Origin of the sequence: Acinetobacter sp. 22512 (genome assembly GCF_052044755.1) — a bacterium.
Classification (GTDB): Bacteria; Pseudomonadota; Gammaproteobacteria; order Pseudomonadales; family Moraxellaceae; genus Acinetobacter; species Acinetobacter pittii.
Window position 1 is genome coordinate 11,824 of record NZ_JBQENP010000020.1, and the last position, 17,707, is coordinate 29,530.

17 protein-coding genes are annotated in these 17,707 nt (G+C 41.3%); 8 read left to right on the plus strand and 9 right to left on the minus strand.

Features of this window, described 5'->3' with window-relative positions; genetic code table 11:
* Positions 1-3: 3 nt before the first annotated feature.
* Both ACTJJG_RS16110 and ACTJJG_RS16115 read right to left on the minus strand, forming a co-directional pair.
* On the minus strand, positions 4-1,155 hold the full coding sequence (locus tag ACTJJG_RS16110; RefSeq protein WP_069119671.1) for an EmrA/EmrK family multidrug efflux transporter periplasmic adaptor subunit: 1,152 nt from the start codon (positions 1,153-1,155) through the stop codon (positions 4-6).
* Positions 1,156-1,422: 267 nt separating this feature from the next.
* Positions 1,423-1,920, minus strand: coding sequence for a thioesterase family protein (locus ACTJJG_RS16115; protein ID WP_002121786.1), 498 nt, complete (start codon positions 1,918-1,920; stop codon positions 1,423-1,425).
* Positions 1,921-2,062: 142 nt separating this feature from the next.
* Here ACTJJG_RS16115 and hemB point away from each other — a divergent pair, with 142 nt between their 5' ends.
* Both hemB and ACTJJG_RS16125 read left to right on the plus strand, forming a co-directional pair.
* Complete coding sequence (hemB, locus tag ACTJJG_RS16120) at positions 2,063-3,076, plus strand: porphobilinogen synthase (RefSeq protein WP_004748084.1); 1,014 nt, start codon at positions 2,063-2,065, stop codon at positions 3,074-3,076.
* A gap of 25 nt (positions 3,077-3,101) precedes the next feature.
* Complete coding sequence (locus tag ACTJJG_RS16125) at positions 3,102-4,217, plus strand: NAD(P)/FAD-dependent oxidoreductase (protein WP_069119669.1); 1,116 nt, start codon at positions 3,102-3,104, stop codon at positions 4,215-4,217.
* Here ACTJJG_RS16125 and ACTJJG_RS16130 read toward each other — a convergent pair.
* Both ACTJJG_RS16130 and ACTJJG_RS16135 read right to left on the minus strand, forming a co-directional pair.
* Complete coding sequence (locus ACTJJG_RS16130; protein ID WP_372552562.1) at positions 4,209-5,114, minus strand: TIGR01777 family oxidoreductase; 906 nt, start codon at positions 5,112-5,114, stop codon at positions 4,209-4,211. The two genes, ACTJJG_RS16125 and ACTJJG_RS16130, sit on opposite strands and share 9 nt — an antisense overlap.
* An 83-nt stretch (positions 5,115-5,197) precedes the next feature.
* Positions 5,198-5,650 (minus strand): ABZJ_00895 family protein, encoded by a 453-nt coding sequence (locus tag ACTJJG_RS16135; protein ID WP_017386708.1) that lies wholly within the window; start codon positions 5,648-5,650, stop codon positions 5,198-5,200.
* A 380-nt stretch (positions 5,651-6,030) separates the two neighbouring features.
* On the opposite strand from ACTJJG_RS16135, the gene ACTJJG_RS16140 reads away from it, so the two are divergent.
* Positions 6,031-6,408, plus strand: coding sequence for a VOC family protein (locus ACTJJG_RS16140; protein WP_001091952.1), 378 nt, complete (start codon positions 6,031-6,033; stop codon positions 6,406-6,408).
* A 74-nt stretch (positions 6,409-6,482) separates the two neighbouring features.
* On the opposite strand, the gene ACTJJG_RS16145 is transcribed toward ACTJJG_RS16140, so the two are convergent.
* Positions 6,483-6,956: an OsmC family protein gene (locus ACTJJG_RS16145; RefSeq protein ID WP_032063402.1), complete on the minus strand. Its 474-nt coding sequence runs from the start codon at positions 6,954-6,956 to the stop codon at positions 6,483-6,485.
* Positions 6,957-7,120: 164 nt separating this feature from the next.
* On the opposite strand from ACTJJG_RS16145, the gene ACTJJG_RS16150 reads away from it, so the two are divergent.
* A complete protein-coding gene (locus ACTJJG_RS16150; protein ID WP_069119665.1) occupies positions 7,121-8,389 on the plus strand; it encodes an exonuclease SbcCD subunit D in 1,269 nt (422 codons plus the stop codon).
* A gap of 9 nt (positions 8,390-8,398) precedes the next feature.
* A complete protein-coding gene (locus ACTJJG_RS16155) occupies positions 8,399-11,995 on the plus strand; it encodes an AAA family ATPase (protein ID WP_032063404.1) in 3,597 nt (1,198 codons plus the stop codon).
* Positions 11,996-12,195: 200 nt separating this feature from the next.
* Here the strand turns inward: ACTJJG_RS16155 and ACTJJG_RS16160 are convergent, their stop codons facing one another.
* The gene (locus ACTJJG_RS16160) at positions 12,196-12,888 is read right to left on the minus strand and encodes a YggS family pyridoxal phosphate-dependent enzyme (RefSeq protein ID WP_005070852.1); all 693 of its coding nucleotides are present in this window, start codon (positions 12,886-12,888) and stop codon (positions 12,196-12,198) included.
* A 126-nt stretch (positions 12,889-13,014) separates the two neighbouring features.
* Here ACTJJG_RS16160 and ACTJJG_RS16165 point away from each other — a divergent pair, with 126 nt between their 5' ends.
* Both ACTJJG_RS16165 and ACTJJG_RS16170 read left to right on the plus strand, forming a co-directional pair.
* A complete protein-coding gene (locus ACTJJG_RS16165) occupies positions 13,015-14,052 on the plus strand; it encodes a type IV pilus twitching motility protein PilT (protein ID WP_002121749.1) in 1,038 nt (345 codons plus the stop codon).
* Positions 14,053-14,071: 19 nt separating this feature from the next.
* Positions 14,072-15,190, plus strand: a complete 1,119-nt coding sequence (locus ACTJJG_RS16170; protein ID WP_032063405.1) for a PilT/PilU family type 4a pilus ATPase — start codon at positions 14,072-14,074, stop codon at positions 15,188-15,190.
* A 69-nt stretch (positions 15,191-15,259) separates the two neighbouring features.
* Here ACTJJG_RS16170 and fur read toward each other — a convergent pair whose 3' ends face one another.
* On the minus strand, positions 15,260-15,697 hold the full coding sequence (gene fur, locus ACTJJG_RS16175; protein WP_002121758.1) for a ferric iron uptake transcriptional regulator: 438 nt from the start codon (positions 15,695-15,697) through the stop codon (positions 15,260-15,262).
* Positions 15,698-15,808: 111 nt separating this feature from the next.
* On the opposite strand from fur, the gene ACTJJG_RS16180 reads away from it, so the two are divergent.
* On the plus strand, positions 15,809-16,207 hold the full coding sequence (locus ACTJJG_RS16180) for an outer membrane protein assembly factor BamE (RefSeq protein ID WP_002121740.1): 399 nt from the start codon (positions 15,809-15,811) through the stop codon (positions 16,205-16,207).
* A gap of 64 nt (positions 16,208-16,271) precedes the next feature.
* On the opposite strand, the gene ACTJJG_RS16185 is transcribed toward ACTJJG_RS16180, so the two are convergent.
* Complete coding sequence (locus tag ACTJJG_RS16185) at positions 16,272-16,586, minus strand: RnfH family protein (protein ID WP_002121714.1); 315 nt, start codon at positions 16,584-16,586, stop codon at positions 16,272-16,274.
* On the minus strand, positions 16,586-17,653 hold the full coding sequence (locus ACTJJG_RS16190; RefSeq protein WP_005075306.1) for a hypothetical protein: 1,068 nt from the start codon (positions 17,651-17,653) through the stop codon (positions 16,586-16,588). Before ACTJJG_RS16190 ends, ACTJJG_RS16185 begins: the two co-directional genes overlap by 1 nt.
* Positions 17,654-17,707: the final 54 nt, after the last annotated feature.

The window sequence follows — 17,707 nt, forward strand, 5'->3', positions numbered from 1 at the left end:
CGTTTACTTCGCAGATAAGTCGACTTTTGCTTCCATCGACAAGCCAACACGCAGTGGGTGTTCAGCAAGTTCTTTCGGGTCAAGTGCAATACGAACTGGTAAGCGTTGAACCACTTTAATCCAGTTACCTGTTGCGTTTTGAGCCGGAATTAAGGCAAAGGCAGAGCCTGTACCACCAGAGAAGCCCATCACTTTGCCGTGATATTCAACGTCATCGCCATATAAATCTGAAGTTAGCGTGACTTCCTGACCCGGACGGACTTTTTTCAACTGACTTTCTTTGAAGTTCGCATCTACATATAAATCATTGAGCGGCACAATCATCATCATGCTGGTGCCCGGTGCAACACGTTGACCGACTTGAATATTACGACGCGTAACCACACCATCGACTGGCGCACGAATCACGGTACGTTCCAAATCAAGCTGAGCTTGTTCAACATGTGCTTGTGCAACTTGTACATCAGGTGTCGAAGTTTCGCTTACACCCTGAATTAACGCTTCATTTGCAGCTAAAGTACTTTCGGCAGCTTTACGGCTCGAAGAGGCTTGCGCTAAACCAGCTTTAGCAAGCTCTAGCCCTGCTTTGGCTGTTTCAACTGCACTTTGTGCTTTAGTCAGTTCTTCTTTAGACACTGCACCAGAGGCAGCAAGCTGTGCACGGCGGTTTAACTCTAAAGCAGCTTTGTCATAGTCTGCTTGTGCTTGAGCAACCTGTGCTTTGGCACTGTTAATTTCGTCAGCACGCACCACAACTTGAGAGTTTAAAGAACTACTGTTTGCCGCAGTTTGTTTATATTGGCGTTTTGCTTTGGCAAGTTCTGCCTCAGCTTGAGCCAATGCAATTTTGGCATCACGATCATCAATACGAACCAGCATGTCACCACGATGTACCGTTTGGGTATCTTTTACGACAACCTGAGCGACCTGTCCGCTCACCATTGAAGTAATTTGCGCGGTTTCTGCACCGACATAGGCATTATCCGTACTCACCGAATTATTTAAAAATAATGCCCAGATTGCATACAAAATAGCGGCGATCAATAAAATCAGCGCAAAAAAACCAAGAAATTTTTTGCGCTTGTTTTGATTGTTTTCATCCGAGGCAGATGTTGTTGGCACTGTTTCTTGTACATTGCTTTGTGCATCAGTCATGGTATGTTCCTAAAGATGAGTTGGCTTTGCCATCAATCTCGCACTACACCTTGTTATAGAGTTTTTATTTTTCTATAAACAAGACATACCGCATTGTCAAAGGAGCTAATTTTAACGCTAAAACCTCATAATATGAGAATAAAAATTTATAACTCATGCGTTCGTTCTAATTAAATTAATGTTTATCTCAAAGTTTTTGTAAAAATTTCTGCTTTTTATACACTAAAAAAAGCGCACTTGGCGCTTTCAAATGGTTCAATTCATTGCTTAATAGGCATATGAAGCAATGCCGGCAGCAATCGCTTTATCTTCATCATTGACCATGGTCATGCGCATGGTGCAGCCCTTACGACCTAAACGTAATACTTCGGCACGTGCAATAAAATATTTACCACGCCCCGGTGCTAAATAATCTACACGCATGTCGACTGTTGCCAAACGCGACACTTGCTTAATGGTTTCAGTTAAAGTTTCGGGAGTTGAACGGCGATATAGGTGTTCCATTGCCACAATTCCACCAATACTATCGAGCAAAGTTGCAGCAACACCACCATGCAAAATCTGAAATGCCAAATTGCCAATCAGGTTGGGTTGCATCTCGATATAGCCTTCAATGTGCCCGTCCACCACACGCATAATCATTCCACTATGCTTAAAAAAAGGAGAGCTATTAAACGCCTTACATAATTGGTTGAGAACCACAGTCAGGTCAGTTTTTGCACCTAAATGGATGTTCCCAGTCCAATTTTTCTTTTCTTCACTCATATGTTGCCTAAATTTAAAAGCATGATAAACGCCCATAATTTTGTACAAATACAGCATTATGGGGCTACAATACAGCAGTCGGTTGACAGTAATGGAATATCCGCCAACCTATCCTAGTGTAATACCGAACATCGAGATTGTTATGACTTATACGTTCAATCGTCCTGCATTTCCAGCCACTCGCATGCGCCGTATCCGTAAAAATGACCAGTTGCGTGCGATGGTCAGCGAAACACAGCTCACTACCAATCACTTGATTTATCCAGTATTTGTATTACCGGGACAAAATCAGACCCAAGATATTCCAAGTATGCCGAACATTCAGCGTTTGTCGGCAGATTTGTTACTGAAAAAAGCTGAAAGACTTCTGGAATTGGGCGTATCAAAACTGGCTCTTTTTCCAGTTACCCCGCAAGAAGATAAAAGCCTCACCGCAGAAGCTGCATGGCGTGAAGATGGTTTAGTACAAACCACCTGCCGTTTGCTTAAAAAAGAATTACCAGAAATGGTACTAATTACTGATGGTGCCCTCGACCCATACACCACGCATGGTCAAGACGGCATTATTGATGAAACAGGCTATGTGCTAAATGACGAGACTGTAGAATGCTTGATTAAACAAGCCTTAAGTCACGCAGAAGCAGGTGCCGAAGTGATTGCACCAAGTGACATGATGGATGGCCGTATTGGCGCAATTCGTCAAGCTTTAGAAGCCAATGGGCACATCTATACCAACATCATGGCCTACTCTGCGAAATATGCATCTAGCTTCTATGGCCCGTTCCGTGATGCTGTTGGCTCTGCATCCAACCTCAAAGGTGGTAATAAATATAACTACCAGATGGACTTTGCCAACCGTGCCGAAGCGTTACATGAAATCGCACTTGATATTCAAGAAGGCGCTGACATGGTGATTGTAAAACCAGGCATGCCATATCTGGATGTGGTACGTGAAGTGAAAGATACCTTTGGTGTTCCTACATTCATTTATCAAGTGAGTGGCGAATACGCAATGTTAGCTGGTGCAATTCAAAATGGCTGGTTATCAGATTCAGTCATTTTAGAATCACTCATGTGCTGCCGCCGCGCTGGTGCAGACGGAATCTGGACTTACTTTGCAGAAACCGCTGCTGAAAAACTCAAGGAAATGAACTAAGTTCGCAGAGAAAGGATAACACTGCATGCATATTGCAATCATTGGCGCGGGCATAAGTGGATTAATGTCTGCGCTGGAGTTGGTTGAACAAGGCTGTAAAGTCAGCATTTTTGATCAACAACAAGCGGGACAAGCAGCCTCTTGGGCTGGCGGAGGTATTCTCTCTCCGATGTACCCGTGGCGCTATGTGCATGCAGTGAACCAACTTGCCCAATTTGGCAAAGCCTCTTATCAAGCATGGAACCAAAAGCTCTACCCTATTACAGGGATTGATTTTGAAATTCATGACACAGGCATGCTGATTTTTGATGAAGAAGATTTTGACGTCGGACTTTCCTACGCAGAACAGCATCAAGAACCGATGCAGCGCTGTGAATATTTACAGCGAGATGCGTTAGAGCAAGTCAACCCGCATATTTCCAATCAATTTCAAGAAGCGATTTATTTCCCTGAACTGTCTAATATTCGCAACCCGCGCGTATTACAGTCCCTCATTAGTTATTTAAAACAACATCCAAATGTTGAGTTTTTTGAACACACTCCTGTTAAAAAACTGATTCAACAAGGTGATGCCATACAAGCTCTTCAAACTGAAAATGGTCGCAAACATACAGCAGACCATTTTGTAATAACTTCGGGCGCTTGGAGCCATTACTGGAACTCACAATTACAACTCGAAATTCCAGTCGAACCTGTTCAAGGCCAAATGTTGTTATTTAAAACCCCTGCTCACTGGCTACCGACCATGTGTATGAATCGAGTGATGTATCTGATTCCTCGTATGGATGGTCATATTGTATGCGGGTCTAGCATGGCACATCGTGGTTTTGACACCTCTACCGATGAAACTACGCAGCACAATATTTTAGAAGCATGTTTAGAAATGGTGCCTGAACTGGCCGATTTCCCGATTGTACATCGCTGGGCAGGCCTCAGACCAAGTTCACCAAATGGCGTTCCGTACATTGGCAAAATGCCTGAAATGGACAACCTCTGGGCAAACTTTGGTCATTTTAGAAATGGGTTATGTATGGGTGCAGGCTCTGCGCAATTGCTCCGTCAACTTATGCTGGGTCAACCGACATTAGTTGATGCCAAAGCATATTCTCCAGAGCGTTTGCAAAATAAAATCTTAGCCTGAGGCGAGTATATTCTCTAAAGCCATTTTTAACTGAGGATAAGCAAACTCAAATCCTTCAGTTTGTAAGGCTGTGGACTTAACAAATTGACCATTTAAGATCAATTGAGACTGTTCGCCCAACAAACAGCAAAAAACAGTGCTTGGTGCTGACAACAATGGTTTCTTATTCAAAACCTCTGCTGCTTGTTCAACAAAAGCTTTTTGAGTCACATTTTCTGGCGCTACGACATTGTGAATTTGAGCAGATTGAGGATGTTTAAATATAAACTCAATTGCGTTTAATACGTCTTCAATATGTACCCAAACCACAGGCTGACGACCATGACCAATTTGACCAACTAAATTGAGTCGAATCGGAAGTAACATTTTAGGCAAGATGCCACCGCCCTGCCCAAACACAACGCCTAAGCGAATAATTTTAGTATTTTGCTGAGCGTCTGCTAAAGCTGCGCGTTCCCACTCTTGGCAAAGCTCGGACATAAAAATAGGTTGTGGTGAACTTTGTTCTGTGCACACTTCTGCCCACTTTTCTTGATCATCTATTCCGTAATAACCAATTGCAGAACCAGAGACAATCACTTCAGGAAAAATTTGAGATTGCTTGAGCCATGCATACAGTTTTCGGGTCGTATTTACACGGCTTTCAATGAGTTGTTTTTTACGTGACTCGGTCCAGCGTTTCTCGCCAATATTTGCACCTGCCAAATTCACCACATAATCAATTTGTCGGGTCGAAATATCTTCAAACTTTTGCACCCATTGCAAGGCAGGATGATCAGATGCCTTTCCAACCTGCCGTGTCACAGCAATCACGCTATAATTTTTTTGTAGCAAGAACTTAATTAAATGCGTTCCGATAAAACCACTTGCACCTGTAATTAATACATTCTTATTCATATTTCCTCCTAAGCTGAGGATTCAAGTTTTATTTAATTGTATAAGACTCATTTATATTTAATCGTATGAGTTTTCGTAGTGATCTATTGCACATTAAACATTTTGTCAGCCATTCGCTGTGCTTGTTTGCCATAAAACCAATAGGTAATTAAATAAAGTGGAATAGCTAACATTAAAAGCATAATCACCATAATGCTTAAGAACTGAGGTTGTTTGAGGTAAAGCATAAAGTTTTGCAAAATCTCAGGGTCTTTTCTGGCAAATAAAAATAGGCCAAATAAAACACCACACAAGTTATAGCCCCAAAAAATCAAAGTAAAACCTAAAGTAAATTTCTTTTTTTCTGGTACAGTCGGTGCACGGCGTTCTTTCTTTAAGAATTTAAATAAGACAAAAATCATTGCGCCTAAATATGGAACGGCTGTTAAAATACCGCCTACACTCGCTGGTAATAGTGCTGCAACCACACCTACAATTAAGGTGAGCACGATGCATAAACCAAAAAACCAGAGAAAGTAAGAACGTAATTTGGTCATATTTTTGCCTAATTTATGGGTTCAAAAAATAATTATAAATTTTTTTCGATTTTTTTTCATTTTTCTGTCAACCAATCCTGATCTCTTGACGTTATATAGGGTAACAAGGTCGCAGCAACCGAATACTTCCTTTGCACGGCATCCGCAAAATTGTTTCGGTGACCTTTCATTACGACTCTTTCCTTCCTTCGGATTAGGTTTTGTTAGCAGCCGAAACCCTTGATGAAGTTTTTGACCGACGATTCTCTCATCACTCGAATCGTCGGTTTTTATTTTCTAGCACTTTCATTTATTTTACGCTCACCATACACAATAGTGCTTTCGTGGCTATAAAGGCTATGCGTATACTTTTTACACCATAAAAATATGATTTAAATAATATGAACACTATTGCCTATTTTGAAATCCAGTCTTCAAACCCTGCCCGCGATGCACAGTTTTATCAAGCTGTGTTTGGTTGGCAATTTAAACTCGATGAAAGCTTACCGATTGAATATTACCGCATAGAGACACCTTCAATTATGGGTGGACTATTAAAACGCCCAGCCCAAACGCCGCCAATGGAATATGGCACCAATGCATTTACCTGTTCGGTTCAAGTCGAAAACTTCGATGAGGTAGCTGCAAAAATTTTAGCGCAAGGTGGTATTGTCGCGATGGATAAATTTGCTATTCCGGGCCGCGCTTGGCATGGTTACTTTGTCGATTTAGACCACAACGTTTTTGGTATTTTCCAAGTCGATGAAAATGCAGCTTAAAGATCTTATTTAACGACTCTATTTATTTTTAATGTATAGCCACCGCCTTTTTATCGGTGGCTATTTCATATTGATTATTCGGCAAAGCTAAAGCTGGCTTCACATGTAATTGGGAAATTCACCGAATTGGCAATCATACATTCGTGATGTGCTTCTTCGTGCAGTTTTGCTGCAAGCGCTTGGTCTGCACCTTTTTCTAAAATAACTTCTGGTCTTAAAATAATTTGAGTAAAGTGACCACGTTTAACTGGATCTGCATCTTCCATAAAGCCAAGTGCTTTATCGATATAACTCACAACGTGAATATGATTGACTGCACACAGGTGTAAATACCAAAGCTTATGGCAAGCTGAAGCTGATGCAACCAATAAATCTTCTGGGTTCCATCTAGTCACATCGCCTAAATAGGCAGGGTCTGATGAACCTTGAATAGTAGTCTTTTGAGGATGTTGAATACTAAAGTCTCGTTTATAAGAACGATAAGATGAAGTGCCTGTACCCGTATTGCCTTCCCACTGTATTTTTACTTCGTATTCGTGAATGGTCATTTTTTTCTCAAAGTTCATGGTTTGAGTCGATAGTAACAAAGCAGCGTTTAAAGTGAAAAATTTAATTCAAGTTTTACTATGGGCTTAAATAACGAGCACTTTAAAATGTCTTGATAAAATCTCCCGCCAATTTATGCTAACGTAACTGTGTTTATTTTGGCTTGATGTCTGTTTCTATGTCCGTACATTTTTTACATACTTCTGACTGGCATTTGGGGCAGTTTTTTTATAATCATTCACGCCACTACGAACACCAACAATTTTTAAGCTGGTTACTCACTCAAATTCAAGAAAAACAACCGCATGCCCTACTCATTGCTGGCGATATTTTTGATGTAATTAACCCAGGTTCTCAAGCACAAAAGCAACTCTACCAATTTTTAGCAGATGCCCATCGTATTGCACCGCACATGCAAACGCTCATGATTGCGGGTAACCATGACTCAGGCTACCGTATTGAACAGGTCGAACCACTTTTAGAAAAATACAATGCAAAAACTGTGGGTGTGGTTCGCTGGAATGAAGATAAAACTCTAGATCTCGATCGACTACTTTTACCTATTTATAATCAAAATCAAGATATTGCGGCGTGGTGCCTTGCCCTGCCTTTTTTACGTTCGGCCGAAATTACGGGCTTTAACGAACATACCACCAATAGCAAAAATGCGATTGCCTATTTGCACCAGCAACTCATTGCCGAAGCCAAACGTCGTAAAACACCGGACCAAGCGCTTATCTTGATGTCGCATGCGCATATGCAAGGTGGGGAAACATCCGACTCTGAACGCCCCATTATTATTGGTAATGAAGAAGCACTTTCAACGACATTGTTTGAAGATGCTGTCGACTATGTCGCTTTAGGGCACTTACATAAACCACAAAAAGTAGGCCAGCCGCACATTCGTTATAGCGGCTCACCCATTCCACTTTCTTTTAGTGAAATTAACTATAAACACCAAGTGGTTGAGGTCAAAATTGACCCTTCTCAAGACATTGACAGCCGTTTGCAATTTGAAGCTGTCGAAATTCCGCGTTGCATACAATTGCACCGCATTCGTGGTGAATTAAATGAAGTCTTGCAACAACTCAAAGCCTTACCAAGGGGCGTGATTGAAAATATTGACCACCGTGAATATGTGGATATTGAATATTATAGTTTAACGCCGCCACAGCCGAATTTACGTCAGCAGTTTGAAGCGGCCCTACCACCTGACCGCTATCGTTTAGTGCGTATTTCACGTCAATATGTAAATAAAGACGCGATCAACTCAAATACTACTCAGCAAATCGCACTTGAACCGCCAACACCAGAAAGACTCTTTCAAAATATTTGGGAAAAACAAGGTTACAGCGCCGATGATGCGGTCTTAAAAGATTTTCTAAGCCTAGTACAAGAAGCACAAAAACATCTTGAAAATGATGCAACACCTTAAGGATATGTCATGAAAATTTTATCCATTCGAATAAAAAATCTGGCATCTCTTTCTGATGAACACTTTATTGATTTTGAAAGTGCACCTCTCGCCCATGCAGGTCTCATTGCGATTGTGGGAAAAACTGGTGCAGGTAAGTCGACCATTTTAGATGCCATGTGCCTAGCTTTGTTTAATCGGGTTCCACGTCTAAAAGACAGTGATGGTAAATTAAAAGATGTTGATGGTTCTGAGTTACTCACTAACTCACCTTTAACTGTCTTACGCCGTGGTACAGGACATGGTTTCGCTGAGCTTTGCTTTATCGCACAAGATCAAAAGCGCTATTTGGCGCGTTGGGAAATTAAACGCGCACGTGAAAACCCAAATGGTAAATTGCAAAGTGTGCAGCGCCACTTAAAATGTTTAACCGATGGTGTGGTACTTGCCGACAAAGCCAAAGCGGTTGATGAAAAAGTTAAGCAAATTACCCAGCTTTCTTTTGAACAGTTTACTCGTGCGGTGCTACTTGCCCAGTCCGAAGTGACCGCATTTTTAAAAGCTCGAGACAGCGAACGCGGTGAATTACTCGAGTACCTGACCAACTCCAGCATTTTCGCCAAAATTGGTGAGCTGGCTTTTCGTAAAACCGCAGATATAGCAAAGCAGCGTAAACAGCTTGAAGAGTTTTTAGGACATATCGAAATTTTGTCTGATGAAGATATTGCTGCATTTACCGGGCAATATCAGCAAGCCGAGCAAAACCATCAACAGTTAGAACAACAAAAAAATGTTTTAGACAAACAACAACAATGGTTTGAGCGTAAGGCAAAACTTGAGCAAGAGGTTCAAGCGAAACAACAACAGTTTCAAACTCAACAAAATCACCATCAGCAATTGGCTGGTGATCGTGAGCAATTAAAACGCCTTGAAGTTTTCTCTGAAATACGCCCACAAGTTTTTCAGCAATCTCAAAATTTACAAACGCTACAACAACTTGAGCCGCAAATTCAGCAAGCGCAAACCAAGTTTAATGATTTAGTACAAATTTTTGAAACGGGACAAAAACAGTATCAACTCGCAGAACAAGAGCTCAAACAGACACTCGATTTTGAGCAGCAACATCAACAAGCTTTAAATCAAGTTCGGCAGTCCATTCAAGAACGTGCTTTTATTGCCGATGAATATAAAAAGTGCAAAGAAAAGAAAAATGTATTTGAACAAAAACTCGGTCCATTGCAACAACAGCAAAATACGGTGCAGCAGCATATTGCACAGCTTCAACAAGACCAAGTTCATCTACAACAGCAGCTTACTCAGACTCAGCAATATGCTGTATTGGACAAAGGCCTTTCAGCGCATCTGCATCAGCTTGGGCAATTTATTCAAAATTACGAAGCAATTGAACAACAGCTTGGCAATCCTACCCTTGCCCGCCAAAAATTATCGGAAGCTAAAAGTGAACTCGAACAACTCACAGCTTCACTCGGCACAGTTGAACAAATTGAGTTAAAACTTGAGCAACAGCGTAAAGATAAAGATCAGAAACTTGCTCAAATCACTCAGTTAGATCTGATTCAGCAAAAAATAAAAATTTATCATGAGCTATATGCTGAGCTTCAACAATTCAACGAAAAACATACTCAAACCTCCGCGCAAGAAGAACAGCTTAAAACCGTTTGCCAGTTAGCTGAACAAGACTACCAAACAGCAAAAACTGAACGTGAAAAGTTACAGCACATTTTGCAACAGCAGCGTTTACTACACACTGAAAATATTGAGCAGTTACGGGCCAATCTTAAAGAAGGCGAAGCTTGTCTAGTATGCGGAAGTACACATCATCCCTATCGTGTTGATGACAGTGCAGTCTCCAAGGCCTTGTTCGATTTGCAGCAACAACAAGAGCAGCAAGCTGTTGCACTCGAGCAAACTAAATTTAATGCATGGCAAATCCAGCAACATGCACTTACCCAGTGTCGTGCCGAGCTTGAGCAAGTTCAGAAATATCTAGCTCAACTTCAAACAAAACAATCAAGCTTGCAACAAGAGCTTGAGCAAACGTTTAAGCTCAATCAATTACATATTGAGCTTAATCAAGCTCCTGAGCAGATCTTGCTAACGCTGAACGAACTCAGACAAGCTGCGCAAACTGCCATAAATTCATTTGACTCAGAAAACTTGCGTTTAACCCAAGCGATTAAACATCACAATCAACTGCTGCAATCTATTCAGCGCAATGAAAGCTTGCTCAATACGGCACAGCAATGGCAACAACAAGTTCAACATATTGTTGAGTGTTTATCTGAAGCCGAACAGCACGCATGGCAGCAGTCGAGTAGCCAAACGGCTAAGCAGACTTGGACTATTCTTGATGCACGCGCTAAGCAGCTTGAGCAACAAGAACAGCTTTCACATCGTTTTGAACAGCAGCAACAAGAACTTAAAATGTTGACTGCTAACTTTGAACAAATGGCCAAGCAAATTGATGAGATCGATCAAAATCTCAAAGAGATTACGCTTAAAGGCCAACAAAATAATGAAAAAGCGGTGTCGCTCATTCAGCAAATGACGGGCCTCTCTGATATTAAACCGCACGAATGGCTAATTGAGCATGACGTTAAACGTCAGCAACAACAAACGGCGTATCACGAGGCTAAACAACGTTTTGAACAAACCAGACAGCACTTTGAGCAGCAAAAACAGGCGCTCGATCAACTTAAACATCAGTATCAACACACTGCGGAGTACCAGCAGCAAATTGATGGGCAAATTCAAAACTGGTTAAAAGCCCACGTTGATTTTCAGGCAACTGATCTTACGGCGCTCATGCAAATCAATTCCGCCCAAGAGCAAGACATTCGTAATCGTCTTAATCATGCTGAGCGTTTATTAAGTGAAGCCTCTTCTGCCCTTAAAACCATGCAAGAGCAATTAAGCGAGCACTTACAAACTCAGCCAGATATTGAATATGAAAAGCTTGTTAGCCTTATTCAAGACAATATTGCAGAGCTTAAAGCACAACTTGAAGTACGTGATCGACTTAAGCTTAAGCTCGAAGTGCATCAGCAAAATCTGGCTAAACAGCAACAATACGCCGAGCAAATTCAAAATATTCAGCAAGAAGAACATCGTTGGAGCAAAATTTCAGGCTTGATTGGTGATGCAAAAGGTAAAGAGTTCCGCGACTATGCCCAGCAATATCACCTAGATATTTTAGTGGAACATGCCAACCAGCAACTGGCAATGCTGTCTCAACGTTATACGTTAAAACGTCTAGATCAGTCTCTAAGTCTTGCCATTATTGACCACGACATGGATGGAGAAACCCGCTCAGTTGCATCTTTGTCTGGCGGTGAATCGTTCTTAACTGCCCTTGCCTTGTCTTTAGCGATTGCCAATATGGCCTCGGGTTCAATGAAAATTGAATCGCTGTTTATTGATGAAGGCTTTGGTACTTTAGACGCCTCATCTTTGCACATGGTGATGAATGCTTTAGATCAATTGCAAAATCAGGGACGCCAAGTCATTCTCATCTCACACATTCAAGAAATGCATGAGCGTATTCCAGTACAAATTCAGGTAAAACCACTCGGCGCGGGTGCAAGTACTATTGAAGTAGTAGGTTAAAACTAAAAAGCCCCGACATCCTGTCGGGGCTTTTTTAGATTCTGCGTTGGTATAACTCCTGTCGTACCTGTATGCATCCATTCATCACTGTTTATTGTTATTCTTAGAAACATCCTGTTTCCTGATGAGTTCATAATACGAAAAAAGCATTGTCTGCCATAGCCGCAAAAGGCCGCAATTTCTGTAAGATAAAGCTTACATCACCCTTTTTGCGAATAGTCTCTAGCACCAAACAACGCCGTTCCTACACGTACCATAGTTGAACCAGCCGCAATTGCAGCTTCTAAATCACTCGACATTCCCATACTTAAAGTGTCCCAATCTTCTGGGTGCGTATGTTGGCCTTTCACAGCATCAAACAAGGCTTTAGCATCTGCGAAAGCGGCAGTATTGTCAGGTGCTGGAATGACCATTAAACCGCGTAATTTGATTTTAGGTAACTGACTCATTTGAGCAACCAGCTCGGCAACTTCATCTGGTGCGCAACCATCCTTACTGTCTTGCCCATCAATATTCACTTGCAAACAAATATTCAGAGCAGATTGATCATCACCACGTTGGTTAGATAATCGCTCGGCAATAATTAAACGATCTACACCATGTACCCAATCAAATTTCTCGGCCAAATGCTTCGTCTTGTTGCGTTGAACATGACCAATAAAATGCCATTCAATGTCTAAATCCTGTAAAGCTTCGACTTTATCTAAAGCTTCTTGCAAATAGTTTTCGCCAAATGCTCTTTGCCCTGCTGCATACATTTCACGCAAACTTTCACTTGGATGTGTTTTCGATACGGCTAAAAGTTGTACGGTTTCAGGCGCACGTTGAGCATGTTCACAAGCACTTTGGATTTGCTGTAATACGTGCTGCCGCGCATCTTGCAGGTAATTCATTGACAAGGTTCTCATTTTCAAAAAACTTTTTTGCTTTTCACCTAAAGCGAGGTGTTGGTAAGCCTCGGTGAAAGCCGTATATTATTCTACAAAATAATGACATATTTTGATTTACTTGGGGAAATTATGGATATTACAGAGCTACTCGCCTTCTCTGTGAAAAATGGCGCGTCCGATTTACACTTGTCTGCTGGCATGCCGCCAATGATTCGCGTTGATGGTGAAGTCCGTCGCATTAACTTACCTGCTCTAGATCATAAAGATGTTCATCGTTTGGTCTACGACATCATGAATGATAAACAGCGTCGTGACTACGAAGAAAAACTCGAAACCGACTTTTCTTTTGAAGTACCCAACGTTGCTCGTTTCCGTGTTAACGCATTTAATCAAAACCGTGGTGCGGGTGCAGTGTTTCGTACGATTCCGTCCAAAGTACTCACCATGGAAGATTTAGGCTTAGGTCAAATCTTTAAAGATATTTGTGATTATCCACGCGGCATTGTACTGGTGACAGGTCCAACAGGTTCTGGTAAATCGACGACACTTGCAGCGATGATGGACTACATCAACGAAAACCGTTATGACCACATTCTAACGGTTGAAGACCCTATCGAATTTGTACACCAATCTAAGAAATGTCTCATCAACCAACGTGAAGTGCATCGTGATACACACGGCTTTAATGAGGCACTACGTTCAGCACTGCGTGAAGACCCAGATATTATTTTGGTCGGTGAGATGCGTGACCTTGAGACTATTCGTTTAGCACTTACTGCTGCCGAAACAGGTCATTTAGTATTTGGTACTCTTCATACCACTTCTGCTGCGAAAACCATTGACCGTGTAATTGACGTATTCCCAGCCGAAGAAAAAGACATGGTTCGTGCCATGCTCTCTGAATCTTTACAGGCGGTTATTTCACAAACCCTGCTTAAAAAGAATGGCGGCGGCCGTGTGGCAGCTCATGAAATCATGATTGGTATTCCTGCCATTCGTAACTTAATTCGTGAAAATAAAGTCGCGCAAATGTACTCAGCTATTCAGACTGGCGCAAATCATGGCATGACCACCCTCGACCAAAGCTTAAAGAATTTGGTGTCTCGCGGTGTGATCAGCCCGCAAACGGCTCGTACTGCTGCTAAACAGCCTGAATCATTTCTATAAAAATAATTAGAGAATAAATATGGATTTTAATGACCTGCTCAACCTGATGGTTGAAAAAAAATCATCCGACCTCTTTATTACAGATGGCGTTGCACCATCGATGAAGATTAACGGGCAAATTGTTCCCATTTCAAAAAATAGTCTTTCAGGCGAAATTATTGGGCAACTCTTACATTCCATCATGAGTGAAAAACAACGCAAAGAATTTGCTGAGACTCGTGAATGTAACTTTGCCATTATGAACCGTGATAAAACTGCCCGCTTTCGTGTGAGTGCTTTTCAGCAACGCGACATGCCAGGCATGGTATTAAGGCGAATTGAAACTAAAATTCCTTCAATTGATGACTTGCAATTACCGCCTGTGCTTAAAGATTTCTCAATGACCAAACGCGGTATCATTATTTTTGTAGGTGCAACAGGTACAGGTAAATCGACATCATTGGCTTCAATGATTAGCTATCGTAACCATAACTCTAAAGGTCATATCATTACCATTGAAGACCCTATCGAGTTTATTCATGAACACGCTGGCTGCATCATTACCCAACGTGAAGTTGGGATCGATACAGACTCATTTGAAATTGCTTTAAAGAATACGTTGCGACAAGCACCCGATGTAATCTTGATTGGTGAGATTCGCTCTCGTGAAGTTATGGACTACGCGATTGGCTTCGCCGAAACAGGTCACCTTGTATTAGCCACAATGCATGCGAACAATGCCAACCAAGCACTTGACCGTATTATTCACTTCTTTGAAAGTGACCGCCACAGTCAGCTCTACATGGACTTATCTCTTAACTTAAAGGCCATGATTGCACAGCAACTTATTCCGACTCCAGATGGTAATTCGCGCCGTGCCGCAATCGAGATTCTCATTAACTCACCATTAATTTCAGACTATATTCGTAAAGGCGAAATTCATGAAATTAAAGATTTAATGAAACGCTCACGTGAACTCGGTATGCAAACTTTTGACCAAGCACTGTTTGATCTTTATAAGTCGGGCCAAATTACCTACAAAGATGCATTAAAACATGCCGACTCACCAAACGATTTGCGTTTAACAATTAAGCTTGCCGAAGAAGGTCCTGAGCAAATTGCAGGCACAAATCAGCATTTAACCTTCGACAGACAGTAATTTCTTCATAAAAAAAGGAAGGTTAAACGTAACCTTCCTTTTTTATTTGTTTTCTTTGTGTGAAAACGATTATTTCTTGCGCAGTACTTCCTGACATTCAGGTTCGTTACAGTAACCGTAGAGGTTTAATGAGTGACCCGTTAAGGTAAACCCATGTTGCTCAGCTACAGCATGCTGTTCTTTCTCGATAACATCATTAGTAAATTCAATAACTTTGTTGCAATTATGGCAAACCAAATGATCGTGATGATCTTCTTGCATAATTTCGAAAACAGAATGATTATTTTCAAAATGGTGGCGCTGAATGATACCTGCAGCTTCAAATTGTGTTAACACACGGTAAACTGTCGCAAGGCCGACATCTTCCCCTTGTTCTAACAAAGTCTTGTAAATATCTTCAGCGCTAAGATGATGTTGTTTTGAATTTTCTAATAATTCCAAAATCTTAATTCGAGGAAGGGTAACTTTAAGTCCAGCTTTGCGCAAATCTTGATTGGAAATAGGCATGAAAAAAGGTCTCTCAACAAATCTCAAGTTGGAATAGGCAATAGAATTTAGATGAAGTATGATCTATCCTTTGATCAAATGCATCATAATTTATTGGGATAGTGTAGCAAAATGCAAAAACTCGTGCTGACGTTATTAGTCACTTCACTCCTTGCTGGTTGTTCAATCTTTGGTGTATATAAGGTTGATATTCCTCAAGGGACTCCATTGACCAAAGCTCAAGCCTCTCAAGTACAAGTCGGCATGAATTTCCAGCAAGTGCGTTTTTTGCTTGGTAGTCCAACTGTGACTGATCCCCTCAATCCTCTACGTTGGGACTACATTTACAACTATATCCCGGGAACTTATGCTAAAAAAGCAAAAATCCCCGCAGCACATGGTCAGCATTTAAAAATTTACTTTGATGGCACTGGCACAGTAACTAAAATTGAAGGTTTAGAAACTATTCCAGAATCGCAACCAGGTTTACCTGCTTCTAAAGAAGCGATTTTAACTGCACCACCACTATAATCGTTTTTTCTAATAAAAATAAACCCCTCAAGTGAAATACTTTGAGGGGTTTTGTTTATGGGGCTTATTGCTTAAAGCGATTATTTTTAATATATCGCCCCACAGGGTTTTTCTCGGCGCGTTTACGACGTATATCTTTAGGGTTAATCGTTAAAGGTCGATAAACCTCAACTCGATCACCAGCTTGCAAAATCGCATGTGCTTCAACTTTTGCACCAAAGATGCCAAATTGTAATGGCTCAGGCAAACTGACCTGTGTCTGCAAGCCACTCGCCTCAACTGCTTGTAATGCAGTCATACCAGCTTCAAATGGAATAGCAACTAAAAACTGTTGCTCTGGGGCTGCATAAGCAACCCACACTTGCTGAGCTTTTTCCATCAGATAATTTGTCCAATCACCGCAATCATGGCAATAACAATTGAAAGCGGCAATACAATACGTACCGCAATGCGCCATAAGTTATAAAACAACTCATTGCTAAAATTCATAGATTTACGTAAATGGCTAATTTTCATAACCCAGCCAGCAAAAATGGCATAGATCAAGCAAATGAGTAATCCCCAAAGCATCAAAATCAGCGTAAAGATGTTATGAAGCTCAGGCACAGCCCAAACAGCAATCGTTACAACAATAATCACCCACTGTAAAATAGGCATAAGCTGACGCTGAGCAAGCTGCTCTCTAGCCAATTGTACAAATAACGCTGTGGTCATTACTGCGGTAAAGATCCAAGTAAAAACAGGAAGCTGTGCTTGTAAAGAAAAGAAACCAAAGGCAATCACAGCAATTAACTGAGCTAACCAAATTGGAAGAACAGTTTTCGTTGCACCTTCTTGCGACTGAACAGTACCTACACTATTTTGCCAGTAAAGCCCTAAGCCCAATCCACTCGCAACAAGTGCAAGTACAGTCGCATTACCCCATTCTTTAAACTCAACATGGGTCCAGTGCCAAGGCTGTAAAGTTGTTCCCATTGTGTTAGCTAAAACAAGAGAAGCAATTACACCAACCGTCATCAGTAAAATTAAAATTTGACGTGGAATAAAAGATAAAATGAGAGCCACAACAGCAAGGCCAGCAAAAACAAGTTGTCCTGAAACACTATTATTAAGTTGTGTAGTCAGTAAATTGCCAGCGGTACTTAATACATTACCAGCTAAAAATGGAATAAAAATAACTGCAAGCCAGCCAACCAAACGCCATTTTGGGGAACTATCTGCTTCACGAGTTAAACTTGATAAAGCATTTAAGGCTGTAGTCTTCGACCGTTTTGCTAAAGCAATTTCCAAATAACAAACTGGTAGTGCCAATAGCAACATTGTGCCTAACCACAACAACCAGAAATCGAGTTGACGATCAATCTGGATGCCCATCGTGGGTGCCAATGTCGCCATAATGATGAAAGATAAGCAAAACGCCATCAGGGGCGATAACCATCGTGACATAGGTATGTCCTGCATTATGCATTCCTTGAAAAAGACTAGAGATATTTTGCCCGT